The following is a 12189-nucleotide window of genomic DNA, read 5'->3' as shown; positions in this document are numbered from 1 at the left end:
CCTGACCGCCCCCCCCCCCCCCCCCGACACCCCCCCCCCCCCCCCCGCCGCCCCCCCCCCCCCCCCCCCCCCCCCCCCCCCCCCCCCCCCCCCCCCCCCCCCCCCCCCCCCCCCCCCCCCCCCCCCCCCCCCCCCCCGCCGCAGTAGGAGACTCCCCAGATGCCGACCTTTCCGTCACACCAGTCCTGGCCGGCCAGTTCTTCGATACTGTCGTACACGTCTTCTGACTCACCGGCTTGGAATGCGTCGCTCTTTCTCCCCTCTGAGGAACCTGTCCCGCGGAAGTCGACCAGGACCGCGGCGTACCCACTGCGTGCGAAGCAGGCAAGAAAGTTCGCGTCGACGATCCCGTGGTAGATGTCCTTGGAGTACGGCGTGAGCATGACGACGCAAGGGAACGGCCCATCGCCATCAGGTAGATAGACATCCGCGGCCAGGGTCACGCCGTCGCGCATCCTCAGGCCCAGGTTCCGCAGGGAGGGCGATGCCAGTTCCGCCACGAAGGCTCCTCGTAGGCCAGTCGCTTGCATCAGCCGATGGTGGTCGCGTAGTAGTACAGTGAACCGCCGCTGGCGTTCGAGACGCCCTTCAGCCGCTTGTCCATCAGCGCGAGATCGGAGTCAGGCCGCTCGGGAAGGATGAGTGCCTGGTCCATGATGATCTTCTGCGCCTGGCCGTACAGCTTCGTTCTGGTCGCGAGGTCGCTGATCTCCCGGCCCTGCCTCAGAAGCTGATCCAACTGGGGCGAGTTGAATCGGGACCAGTTGAAGAGGCCCTGCGGTGTGAACCAGGAGGAGAGCATGTCCGGATCCACGGCTGTGTTCGACGTCGGCACGATGTTGTAGAGGCCCTTCGCACCGGCGTCCAGGTAAGCGCCTCGGCCCAACCGGCTCACGTGAGCATCGAACCCGTTCTGCTCCAAGCCCGCCTGGATCGCCTCAGAGAGTCGCACGTAGACATCCGCGTCGGCGAACGCCGCGATGCTGACCGACAGCTTCTTCCCGTCCTTCTGCCAGCCGTCACCGCTCTTCGTCCACCCGGCCGAAGTCAGCAGCTGTGCCGCCTTGGCGGGGTCATAGGGGTACGAGCTCTCAAGGGAGGTGTCGTATCCTGCGGTTCCCTTCACCAGCGGGGTGTTGCTGACCGGGAACGCACCCGCGTCCGCGAGCTTGACGACGGCCGAACGATCCACCGAATACAGGATCGCCTGTCGCACGGCGACGTCGTCCGTCGGGAAACGGTCGGTGTTCAGGACCGAGAACTGCCCCTGCCCGGCGGTCGGCAGCGTCAGCTGCTCGTACCTCGCCTTCAGATTGTTGAAGTAGGTGCCCGGGACCTTGTTGATCAGCTGGACCTGGCCACTCTGGAGGGCGTTGATGCGGGCCTGGTCGTCGGAGATAATCTTGAAGACTACCTTGTCGAGCTTCGGCGGACCGCTCAGGCCGGCGCCTTCGGGCGCCCAGTTGTAGTCGGGATTGCGCTCAAGCACCACGCTGTCGTTGGGTGCGAAACTGACGAACTTGAACGGCCCGGTACCGACAAGGTGGTCGCCCAGATCCTTGCCGTACGTCTCGATCGCCGCGGGCGACTGGATCCCGAGTTGCGCCGAGCTCAGCAGTGTCAGCAGCGGCGCGTACGACGTCGTGCACGAGAACCGGACGACGTACGCCGACGTCGCCGTCACCTTCGTGCACGGTCCGAGCGAGTCGACCGCGATGGTCGACTGGGTGGACTTGTCGGTGATGTAGGCAACGTTCGCTACCACGGAGGCAGCGTCGAACTTGGTGCTGTCGTGGAACTTCACGTCCTCGCGCAGCGTGAAGTCGTAGGTCTTGCCGTCCGGCGACACCGTCCAGGACTTGGCCAGTCCCGGAACCAGTTTCGCGTCCGGGCCGAGCCACACCAGGGTGTCGAAGACGCCCATCATGATCGCCGCTGCCGACCCCTGACTGTTCGTTGCCGGGTTGAGGGTCGTGGGATTCTGCGCCCAGCCGATGGTCAGTGTCTGGGCAGTACTTTTGCCGGTGCCGGCGTCAGAGGACGAACAGGCGGCCGGCACAACGGCGGTCGCGATCGCAAGACCCACGCCCAGCGTCCGCTTGAGTCTGATTGCCACTTTGGTCTCCATGGTTCCTTCTCGTGAAAGACGTGAGATGCCGAGCGCGCACGAGATTGTTCGCCGAGCCGATTGACCCGCGATGACGGTTCCGGTACCGATGTCAAGGAAGTATGCGCGTGCGGGCATCATTTGACTAGAGATCAGCAAATTCTTCTTACGAATGATCTCGATGATGGGTCGAACGATTCTCACTTAGTACGACTACCGCACCGCGCCAGTCCTGCCTGCGACCACGCGACGCGGGCTGCGCGGTAACCTCATGCGCTATGCCGGACGCCGATGACACCAAGACCCGGATCTACCGCGCCGCGGTTGAGATGTTCTACACGCACGGCTACGCATCGGCCTCGATGCGCTCGATCGTCCAAGCGGCCGACGTCCGGATGTCCTCGGTCTACTACCACTACGCGAACAAGCAGGAACTGCTGTACGAGGTGATGCGCCGCTCGATCGAGGAATCGACGAGCCTGGTGTTGCACAGCATCGAGGGCGCAACGGGGCCTGAGGCCCGACTGCGCGCCGCACTGGGCGCTGAGATCGACTGGCACACCCGCCGCCAGCACGAGGCGTTCATCGCCGACGCCGAGTTGTTCCGGCTCGAGGAGCCGTACCGTGCTGAGATCATCGCGCTCCGGGACCGCGAGGAGTCGATCTTCCGGGAGATCGTCGACGAAGGCATGCGCGCGGGAACCTTCGACCTCCGGGACCCGAACCTCGTCATACGAATGCTGCTCACCGCCACCACCGGCGTCTCGCGGTGGTATCGCGCCGACGGTCCTGATACGCCGGCGAAGATTGCCGCTTCATTCGCCGATGCCGTCATCACGGGCCTCCGCCCGCGGTCCTCCAGCACTCACTGATCTCTGCCTACCCGACTACAAACAGTTGCGACAGTTGTGGAACGGGCGTTCGCTCTATACCCTCCAGAACAGCATCTGAGTCGGGATCAGAAACCGGAGGACGTGTGCTCGAAACTGAGAAGGTCAGCGTGCTGACAGCCGAGACCGATGGGATCCTCACCATCACGCTCAACCGTCCGCAGTCACTGAACGCGATCAACGTGCCGCTGCTGTCCGAGCTGGTCGACGCCCTCCACCGGGCGGGAGAGCCAAGGGCGGTGGTCCTGGCCGGAGCCGGGCGGGCCTTCTGCGTCGGCGAGGATCTCAAGGACACCCTGGCACCGAACACGGGCGGTCCGGACGAGTTGCGGGGCTCATTCGAGCTCCTCCAGGAAGTCACCCGTACGCTGACCCGGATCAGCGCCCCCGTGATCGCCGCGGTGCAGGGTTTCGCCATCGGAGGCGGCGCGGAGATCGCACTCGCCGCCGACCTCGTCCTGCTCCAGAAAGGCGCGCGGATCCGCTTCCCCGAGGTGCCTATCGGCCACGCGCACACCGGCGGGATAACACTCCGGCTGCCTCAGCTCGTCGGCCTGATGCGGGCCAAGGAACTGCTCCTGCGCGGTCGATGGATCGAGTCAGGTGAAGCGGTCCGTCTCGGGCTCGCGCTCGACGAGGTCGACGACGTTCTGACGCACGCTCACCGGTTGGCAGACGAACTGGCGGCGCAGCCCGGTCGTTCCATGGCGGCAGCGAAGCACGCCCTCGAGACCGCCACCTTCCCGATGCAGGAGTCGAGCCTGCGCCTAGAGGTCGAAGCTGCCACCTACTGCTTCGCATCGGTCGAGGCGGCGACGAGCTTCGACGAGTTCAGGGCCGGCCGTCTCGGCGGTGTCATGTGATCAACTCCGGCCAAGAACTCGAGACCCTTCCCAGCCTGTTGGCCCAGGCGGCCGCGCGATGGCCCGAGCGCACCTTCCTCCGGATCGACGGCCAGGACGTTTCGTTCGCCGAATTCGACGAACAGACCTCGCGGCTGGCCGGCGCCCTAGCGGCGAACGGTGTCGGCCAGGGCGACCGTGTCGTCGCGTTCATGAGCAACTCGCTGGCTTGTGTCCAGGCCTGGTTCGCCACCAACCGCCTCGGTGCTGTCTGGGTCCCGGTCAACACCGAGTGGCGCTCCGAGGTACTCGCGCACGCCGCACTTCTCGCCGACCCGGTTCTGACGATCGTCGACGAATCGCTGGCCGCGGAACTGGAGAGCGCGCTCGAGCGCACCGGCGCCGTCGACCGGCGGATCCCGCTTGTCGTCGCGGCGAACCGGGGCGGCGTCAACGGGGACGCCCCCGACCTCGGCAATCTCCTCCAGAACTGCGTTCCGCCGGTCGACGTGGAGGCGCGACCGTCCGACGTCGCCGGAATGCTTTATACGTCGGGTTCCACCGGTCGCTCGAAGGCATGCGTGCTCTCGCACCGCTATTTCGTAACGCAGGCGCACATCGCGATCCGTGACCTCGGTCTGCGTGCAGACGACGTTCTCTACTGCCCGTTCCCGCTGTTCCACGCCGATGCGACTGCGCTGACCGTCGTACCCGCGCTCATGCTGGGAGCCACGGCAGCGATCGGGAGGCGGTTCAGCGCATCGAGATTCTGGTCCGAAGTCCGCGAGGTACGGGCGACCGTCTTCGACTTCATGGGCGCGACGCTGTCGATCCTGCACCGCTCCGCGCCCGGACCGGCTGATGCCGACAACCCGGTGCGACTGGCGTGGGGAGTACCACTTCCCGAGTGGGCGCCGGACTTCGAGGAGAGGTTCGGACTGAAACTCCTCGAGCTCTATGGCTCCGTCGAAGCAAGCCTGCCGATAACCCAACACTGGCAGAATCCGCGTGTCCCAGGCTCGTGCGGCCGACAGAACGAGGACTTCGACACGCAAGTCGTCGACGAGTTCGACGAGCCGGTCACTGACGGAACCGTGGGCGAACTCGTCATCCGGCCGCGGCGCGCCGGCACGATGTTCGACGGCTACTTCGCCGATCCGGAGGCGACCACGACCGCCTGGCGGAACCTCTGGTTCCACAGTGGCGATCTCGTCCGCCGGGACGAGGACGGCAACTACTTCTTCGTCGGCCGCAAGAAGGACGTGATCCGGCGGCGTGGTGAGAACATCAGCGCCTTCGAGGTCGAGGAAGCTCTCCTGCGGCACGCCGAGATCCGCGAGTGTGCGGCGATCGGCGTGCCGAGCGAGCTGACCGAGGAAGACGTGAAGGTCCTCATCGTGACGACCGCCGGCAGCGAATTGACCGCCCCCGAGGTGTGGGACTTCGCCTGCGGGAGCCTCGGCCGTTTCCAGCGACCCCGGTACGTGGAACTGGTCGATTCCCTGCCCAAGACGCCGACGGGGAAGATCGACAAAGCCGCGGTCAAGGCGATCCAGGTATCACCGGTCGCCGGTTGGGACCACGACGCCGTGCCCAACAGCTAGCCCCAGACCGAGGAGCACCAGCCAGATGCGCGCCTTCCCATCCCAGCAAGTTCCACACACGTTGTCGCGTCAGGTCACAGACCTCGACGTCGCCGCCCGCTTCGGTGACATGTTCCCGCCGGCGGCCGCGACCCCGTTCGTCCTTGGCCTCGCCGAGGTGGCATGCCACCAGGCCGTGGCCGAACTGCTCGAGCCCGGCGAGACCACCGTCGGCATCGACGCTCACATCCGCCATCTCGTCCCTTCGCCGGTCGGCGCGGTTCTCACCGCACATGTGCTGGCGACCCGCATCGAAGGGCGGAAGGTGACCTTCCAAGTCAGCGTGATGGACGGTGACACGGAGTGCGCCACGGTCGAGCACACACGCGCCGCCGTCCTCGCCGTCAAGATTCTCCAACGGCTGATGCAGCGGGCGGAAGACTGACCCATGGAGCAAATCCAGCTGCGGTCCTCAGGTCGCATCGCGTACGTCAAACTCGACCGCCCCTCAACCCGGAACGCGTTGAGCGCCCGGATGGAGGCGGAGCTGCGCGCGGCGTTCCAGCGGCTCCGGTATGACGACTCTGTCAGCGCGATCGTGCTCGAGGCTGAAGCCCCCGTCTTCAGCTCCGGGCACGATCTGGGCGAGATAGCGGACCGGGACCTCCGCGACCTCCTCAAGGCCGAACTGCATACCGTCGAGCTTCTCGAGGACATCCGCAGATGCCCGCAGCCGGTGATCGCGAAGCTTCGAGGCCCAGTACTGGCGGGCGGCCTGCAGCTGGCCCTGTCCTGCGACCTGCTGATCGCCGCCGAGGACGTCTGGTTCATGACACCGGGCGTCAAGATCGGTGTGTTCTGCTCCACGCCGATGGTGCCGCTTACGCGTGCGATCGGGAGCAAGCGCGCCTTCTACATGCTGGCCACTGGCCATCTGGTGAAAGCGCACACCGCTCTGGAGTGGGGTCTGGTGAACCAGGTCGAGCCGGAGGAGAATCTCGACTCCGCAGTGGACGAGCTCGCGACGCATCTGGCCTCGTGCAGCCGGATGGCGATGGCAATGGGAAAGGAGGCGTTCTACGCCCAACTGAGCCTGGACGAACGCCAGGCCTACGACCTCACCCGCACCGTCGCCGCGGCCAACGCGACCGCAGCCGACGGGCGCGAGGGCATCCAGGCCTTTCTCGAGAAGCGCTCACCCACGTGGAGCGGAAGGTGACCAAGTCAGGTCGCCGGACCGGGTGGACAAGGGCCTTGGTAGCAGAGTGCGCGGCTGCTGTACTCCGCTGTGGTTGACACGGCTCAGGTATTCCGGATCCGGACGACAGCGTCGGGGCGATAGGCCGAAATGGTCTCTTCAATCAACTGCACGGCTGCCGTAGGGTCGGTCCTGGTCATGGCTCTAATCTTCAGAATTTGTTGCTGGCTTGTAGCCTCGGCCTGAAGCATCAACCCGACAGGGCGACACCAGCTCATTGACCCGAACTTGACCGATCTTGACCTTCGCGGAATGAACGATATGCACGACGTACTGCGCAGCGGCCGTGGTCGTGGCCGACGACGCCGTGCATGTCTCCGCCGCCGGAGAGCTCGCGTTGCGCCGAGGGTCCGCCGTCGTACTGCGTTCAGGCGAATGGCACGGCTATACGGACTGCGACGGCCTGGTCCTGCGTAAAGCGTACGTCGGCGCCGACGTGTTCGCGCGAGCATAGCGCACCCCACCGTCCAACATGCCATGCGTTGCTGGAGGCAAAGATCACGACGGGTGGACACTGGGCCGGATTCAGAGCCGAACGCGCGGCCGGCGTCCTGACCGAGACCAACCTGCCAGCAGCCGACATCGGCGCGCTCGTCGGCTGGCGCGATCCGAGCCATGCCGGCCGACGGTTCCACGCATGCTTCGGGGTTAGCCCGCAGCAAGTACCGCTCGAGTACACCTGGCAAGAGTGGCGCGGCTCCACCCTCGCCGACGCGGTCGCCGAATCGATCCTCCTGCGAGACCTTCCCCGCACGGCAGACTCCGAGATCCGCGACAACACTACCTGCGACGACTGGAGCCTCCGGAACGAGCGGTGCATGGCTGCTTACCTGCGGACCCGGCGGACCAGTTCAGCGGTTCGCAGAGGCGGATGGGTGGGCGGAGACGGGTGCGGTCGATGGGGTTGTCGCCGACGGCGCGGGCGAGGCTCGCGGTGACGGTGAGCGAGTTATTGCCTTGTCGGAGTACTTCGCAGGGCACCGTGAACATGTACGTCGCGCAGAAGCGGGTTCCGGCGTGCAGCCTGCCTGACGCAACGGACGCGGTCCACAGTTCGTCGAGAGGGATCAGACGGCGTCGAACTGGTCCTCGGCGATGACTCGCACGACGCGCTCGAATCCCATCGCCTCGCCCATCCATTCCACTTCCGCCTGATACAGCACCGCCGCCGGCGCGACATGACGACCGCCAGACAGCGCCTTCGTCACCGGGCAGTGGCTGGCGTACTGTGGCGCGTGCGTCCTGCCAGAGATGGCGAACACGTTTTCTGCGGCTCGGTGTCCCGTTCTGACCCGTGTCCGGATACCTCGAGGACAAGCGAGCGTGGACGAAGGTCAGACGCTGAGTCACGGCTGCCCGGCGTACGAGGTGCGCTCCGGATCGGTCGTCACGACCTGATGGGCTACCTCTACCCCGCCGTGCTCGACGTCTCTACCGACCTGACCCTGGTATCGGCGGCCACGTCGAAGTCCTCGAGCTCGGTAACCTGCGCGCGCGGGTCGACGCAGTGACTCGCAGAGAGGTTGGCAGCCGAATGGAACTCGCCTGCGATGTCTTCCAACTCGACGACTCGGTCGTCGACGACGACTTCCCATGGGCAGCCACGGTGTCTGTCGGCCTGGACCGCCCGGTCGACGACTTCTACCGAACTCCAGGTGCTGAACGTCCGCGACAACGTCGTCGAGATGAGCAACGACGGACCGGCACACCTTGCGATCAGCCGATGACGCCCAGAGCTCCGCGGCCTGGGCACCTACCACGGGAAGCGCGGTTGGCCATCTCGGTCAAGTTCGACGTCAGGCACGGCCCGGTCATCACGTTCGGCATCGCCCAGGAACGCGACGGCCAGTTCCGATTCGTCGTGTCCACCGGCACAGTCGTCCCCGGCCCGGTCCTGCAGATCGGGAACACGAGCTCCTGGCACGAAGACCTCATCGTCCTGAACAACTGGAACCGGATCCGGATCCGGGAGACACCCGAGCGCCCGACGACAGGTGGTTGACCAGGTCGGTGGTGTGGGCGCGAAAGTGCTCGATCGACGACAGCTTGATGTCCTCGTAGCCGCGGATCAGATCCGGTGACTTGGCGACATCGAGAAGGAGCGGCAGGTTGTCGTTGTCGAGATGATCGACGGCCAGGCCCATCAACCGCCGGTACTCCGACGGCAACGCCCGCTCCTGCCTGCGGACCTTTGCCCAGCCGAAGACGTCGACCCTCGTGCCGCGAATGGCCCGCATCGAATACAGCAAGCGTAGAACGGGCAACGCCCAGGCACCGCAGGGGATCTTTCGCTTCATCCCGAGTGCGCGAAGCAATGGCGGATGGAGCATGATCTTGACCTTGGCGTCGCTCCCGAACGCTGCGGCAAGCTTGGCCCGTTCGGCCGAGTCGAGATGAAGACGAGCGACCTCGTACTCGTCCTTGAAGCTCATCAACTTGAAGAGCCCCTCCGCATAGGCCGCCGTCATCTCCCTACCCTGCGCTACATTCGCCTGGGAGACCCTCGCATCGAGCTCACCGACTGCATCGCAGAAGGACTGTGCGTAGGCCTTGTCCTGGTAGGCGACCAATTCCTGGGCCAGTCGCTCGACCCGCTCACTTAACGGCGACTCGAGATCAAGGTCCGCGATCAACTGGCGGACCTCGGGCAAGATCTCGACGGCCGGTGCGTCGGGTGCCGCGATCAGCTCGGGCATCACGACCGCGATCCGGCCGACCCGGATTGCTGCGAGGTTCTTCTTCACTGCCGCGCCGTTGTGACGGATTGCTGCCTCGATCGCCCACTCTTCGAGGGGGAGAACCCCGTGCTGATAGGCGGCGCCGACCAGGATCATGTTCGTCTGCATGTGGTCAGCGAAGAATCGCTCAGCCAACTCCCCTGCATCGATATAGAGGTTCTCCGACGCCGCGGTCGACTCGTCCAGGCGCGACCGGACGTCCTGCCAGGCGGGAACCTGGACCTCGACCGCTTGCACCATAGTTGCCGTAGGCACGTGAGCGGTGTTGACGACCGCGATGGCGTCGCTCCGCAAAGAGTCGAGGTTGGCTTCGGTCGCTGCGCCGAGCGCGTCGAATCCGATCAGGACGTCGACGGTCCTGCGTCCCGCACGCAACTGGCCGTCGACGGGTACCGTGGCGAGCCGGAGGTCCGAGATCACCGGCCCGCCCTTCTGGGCGAGGCCGATCTGCTCCAGCGCCGCGGCGTACCGGCCTTGCATGAATGCGGCCATCTGCAGCACCGCCGAGATAGTCACCACACCGGTCCCGCCGATTCCCGGCATCCGGATCAGTACGTCGTCGCCGACACGGCGCCGAGGTTCGGGCAGATCAGTGGCAGAGCTCGGGATCTCCTGTGCGCTTGGCTTCCTCGAGGGAACCACCTTCACGAACGACGGGCAATCGCCATGCAGACATGATGTGTCTTGGTTACAGGAAGACTGGTGGATCTGAGTCTTGCGTCCGAACTCGGTGTCCACGGGCTGGACCGACAGACATGTCGACTTCGCACCGCAGTCCCCGCATCCTTCGCACACTCGTTCATTGATCCAGATTCGCTCCTGAGGCACGGGAATCTTGCCGCGTTTGCGCAGCCGCCGCTCTTCGGTGGCGCAACGGTCGATATGCAGCAGCACCGTTACGCCGGGCTCGGCTGCCAGTTCGCGTTGAACGTGTGCCAGGTCGTCGCGGTGGCGGACACTCACGTTCCGGCCGAATCGCGTCCGGCGCCAAGTCTTGGGATGCGCGGTGGTGATGACGATCCTGCGGACGCCCTCCAGTGTCAGCCACCGGGTCAGTGACGGCACATCCTGTTGTCCCTCCGGAGTCTGCCCGCCGGTCATGGCCACCGCGTCGTTGAAGAGTAGCTTGAACGTCATCGTGGCGCCGGCGGCAACAGCGGCTCGTACAGCGAGTGACCCGGAGTGATAGAAGGTTCCATCGCCGATGTTCTGGAAGAAGTGGCTCTCGTCCGTGAACGACTCCAGGCCGAGCCACTGGGCACCTTCACCGCCCATCTGGGTCATACCGATGAGCTGACCGCGCTTGCCCTGGTCTTCCAGCGCCACCATGACATGGCAACCGATACCGACGCCCACCAACTGGCCAGGCTCCGCTCGCGTCGAGATGCTGTGCGGGCACCCGGAACAGAAAGCCGGCGTTCGGGCCGGGAGCAGGTCCAACGTGCGCCTCACCGTCCGCGTTGCCGGCACGCGGGATTCATCGGCCAGACCAGGGAGAACCCTATGAAGCGCACGGATGATGTCGTCGGAAAGAATCGTCCCGCGCGCGGTTAGCAACGGCGCCCCTGAAGCGTCGTACTTGCCGACCACCGCGGGAGCGTGATCCGTGGCGTAGAGGGCTTCCTTGATCGACCCTTCGATGAACGCGAGCTTGTCCTCGATGACCAGCACCGTCGAGACGCCGCCCAGCAGGCGCCGGATCAGAGCAGTGTCCAATGGCCAGGGCATACCCAGCTGGATCAGACGTACTCCGAGGCCGTGCAGACGCTCGTCGCCGATGCCCATGTCTGCGAGCGCCCGGCGTAGCGATTGATAGGACAAGCCAGCAGCAACGATCGCGACCTTCGGATGGTCAGGCTCGAAGGTGACCCGGTTCAGTCCGGCCGCGCCGGCGTACTCGCAGGCGCGAGCCAGACGGCGCGTCATCAAATCCAGCTCGGCGTCCAGGTTCGTCGGCGGCAGCAGCACCGGCGGCTCGAAGGAACGACGACGATTCAGATCGGGGACCGAGTCCAGCAAGCCATCGACCTTGACGACCGCCGAGGAATCGGCGACGTCGGCGACGATCTTCAGCCCGGTCCAAAGACCGGCGTGCCGCGACATCGCAACGGCGTGCAGTCCGAACGAGAGCACCTCCGCGATGTTGCCTGGAGCAAGCAATGGCATGAACAGACTCCGGCACATCGGCTCGCACGAACTCGGCACCGTAGACGACTTGCTCGCCGGATCGTCGCCGATCCAGGCGACTGCGCCACCGAGCGGCGCCGTACCGCTGATGTTGGCGTGCCGAATCGCGTCGGCAGCGCGATCGAGTCCAGGGTTCTTGCCGAACCAGATGCCGGTGACTCCGTCACGCCGGCGGCGATCCAGCAGTCCCAGCAGTTGGGTGCCCGCGACCGCCGTCGCGGCAAGCTCTTCGTTGAGCCCGCGCCGGAACACCACGCCGGCCGGATGCAAGAACATCGAGGCGCGCTCGACCTCGCGATCCACACCACCTAGCGGCGAGCCCTGATACCCCGAGATGAAGACGCCCGTGTCGAGCCCACGTGTCGCATCGAGCCTGCGCATGTCCAGCGTGGTCCGGACGAGAGCCTGGACACCAGAGAGCAGCACCTCACCCGATGTCGACGTGTATTTGTCAGGTACGTCGACCGTTGGCGATGCGGGTGTCGAACGGGCTCTGGTCATCGGTCAATCTCCTTGAGGGTGGCTGCTCGCACCTTCGCAGTCCGGCGAATCACGCGCAATCTCGACGTGGCAAAGGTGCTACA

At 65.5% G+C, this 12189-nt stretch carries 10 protein-coding genes; 6 read left to right on the top strand and 4 right to left on the bottom strand.

Going from position 1 to position 12189, the window contains the following annotated elements:
• Together ACIBL3_RS42305 and ACIBL3_RS42300 are read right to left on the bottom strand one after the other, a co-directional pair.
• Positions 1 to 455 (bottom strand): CocE/NonD family hydrolase (locus tag ACIBL3_RS42305; RefSeq protein ID WP_396359652.1); only part of this gene is annotated, 455 nt, incomplete at its 3' end.
• A 74-nt stretch (positions 456 to 529) separates the two neighbouring features.
• Complete coding sequence (locus ACIBL3_RS42300) at positions 530 to 2116, bottom strand: ABC transporter substrate-binding protein (RefSeq protein WP_396359644.1); 1587 nt, start codon at positions 2114 to 2116, stop codon at positions 530 to 532.
• Positions 2117 to 2385: 269 nt separating this feature from the next.
• Here ACIBL3_RS42300 and ACIBL3_RS42295 point away from each other — a divergent pair, with 269 nt between their 5' ends.
• From ACIBL3_RS42295 to ACIBL3_RS42275, 5 genes are all read left to right on the top strand, one after another.
• The gene (locus ACIBL3_RS42295; RefSeq protein ID WP_396359643.1) at positions 2386 to 2979 is read left to right on the top strand and encodes a TetR/AcrR family transcriptional regulator; all 594 of its coding nucleotides are present in this window, start codon (positions 2386 to 2388) and stop codon (positions 2977 to 2979) included.
• 104 nt (positions 2980 to 3083) lie between these two features.
• Positions 3084 to 3860 carry an enoyl-CoA hydratase/isomerase family protein gene (locus ACIBL3_RS42290; RefSeq protein ID WP_396359642.1) on the top strand — a complete coding sequence of 259 codons (777 nt, stop codon included), beginning with the start codon at positions 3084 to 3086 and terminating at the stop codon, positions 3858 to 3860.
• A complete protein-coding gene (locus tag ACIBL3_RS42285) occupies positions 3857 to 5443 on the top strand; it encodes an AMP-binding protein (protein ID WP_396359641.1) in 1587 nt (528 codons plus the stop codon). The genes ACIBL3_RS42290 and ACIBL3_RS42285 overlap by 4 nt, the downstream gene beginning before the upstream one ends.
• A 25-nt stretch (positions 5444 to 5468) precedes the next feature.
• Positions 5469 to 5867, top strand: a complete 399-nt coding sequence (locus tag ACIBL3_RS42280; protein WP_396359640.1) for a thioesterase family protein — start codon at positions 5469 to 5471, stop codon at positions 5865 to 5867.
• Between the two features lie 3 nt (positions 5868 to 5870).
• Positions 5871 to 6641: an enoyl-CoA hydratase-related protein gene (locus ACIBL3_RS42275; RefSeq protein WP_396359639.1), complete on the top strand. Its 771-nt coding sequence runs from the start codon at positions 5871 to 5873 to the stop codon at positions 6639 to 6641.
• 1106 nt (positions 6642 to 7747) lie between these two features.
• On the opposite strand, the gene ACIBL3_RS42270 is transcribed toward ACIBL3_RS42275, so the two are convergent.
• On the bottom strand, positions 7748 to 7888 hold the full coding sequence (locus tag ACIBL3_RS42270; protein WP_396359638.1) for a hypothetical protein: 141 nt from the start codon (positions 7886 to 7888) through the stop codon (positions 7748 to 7750).
• 326 nt (positions 7889 to 8214) lie between these two features.
• Between ACIBL3_RS42270 and ACIBL3_RS42265 the strand changes: the two genes are divergently transcribed.
• The gene (locus ACIBL3_RS42265; RefSeq protein WP_396359637.1) at positions 8215 to 8682 is read left to right on the top strand and encodes a hypothetical protein; all 468 of its coding nucleotides are present in this window, start codon (positions 8215 to 8217) and stop codon (positions 8680 to 8682) included.
• Here the strand turns inward: ACIBL3_RS42265 and ACIBL3_RS42260 are convergent.
• Positions 8612 to 12106 (bottom strand): indolepyruvate ferredoxin oxidoreductase family protein, encoded by a 3495-nt coding sequence (locus ACIBL3_RS42260; RefSeq protein ID WP_396359636.1) that lies wholly within the window; start codon positions 12104 to 12106, stop codon positions 8612 to 8614. The two genes, ACIBL3_RS42265 and ACIBL3_RS42260, sit on opposite strands and share 71 nt — an antisense overlap.
• Positions 12107 to 12189: the final 83 nt, after the last annotated feature.

It is taken from the genome of Kribbella sp. NPDC050124 (genome assembly GCF_044460355.1).
Taxonomy (GTDB): domain Bacteria; phylum Actinomycetota; class Actinomycetes; order Propionibacteriales; family Kribbellaceae; genus Kribbella.
This window is presented reverse-complemented; position numbering and strand designations above follow the sequence as displayed.

Excerpts from the sequence above, each read along its gene's own strand:
- ACIBL3_RS42275 (WP_396359639.1), top strand. The coding sequence starts at position 5,871 with ATGGAGCAAATCCAGCTGCGGTCCTCAGGTCGCATCGCGTACGTCAAA.
- ACIBL3_RS42295 (WP_396359643.1), top strand. The coding sequence starts at position 2,386 with ATGCCGGACGCCGATGACACCAAGACCCGGATCTACCGCGCCGCGGTT.
- ACIBL3_RS42280 (WP_396359640.1), top strand. The coding sequence starts at position 5,469 with ATGCGCGCCTTCCCATCCCAGCAAGTTCCACACACGTTGTCGCGTCAG.
- ACIBL3_RS42260 (WP_396359636.1), bottom strand. The coding sequence starts at position 12,106 with ATGACCAGAGCCCGTTCGACACCCGCATCGCCAACGGTCGACGTACCT.
- ACIBL3_RS42265 (WP_396359637.1), top strand. The coding sequence starts at position 8,215 with ATGGAACTCGCCTGCGATGTCTTCCAACTCGACGACTCGGTCGTCGAC.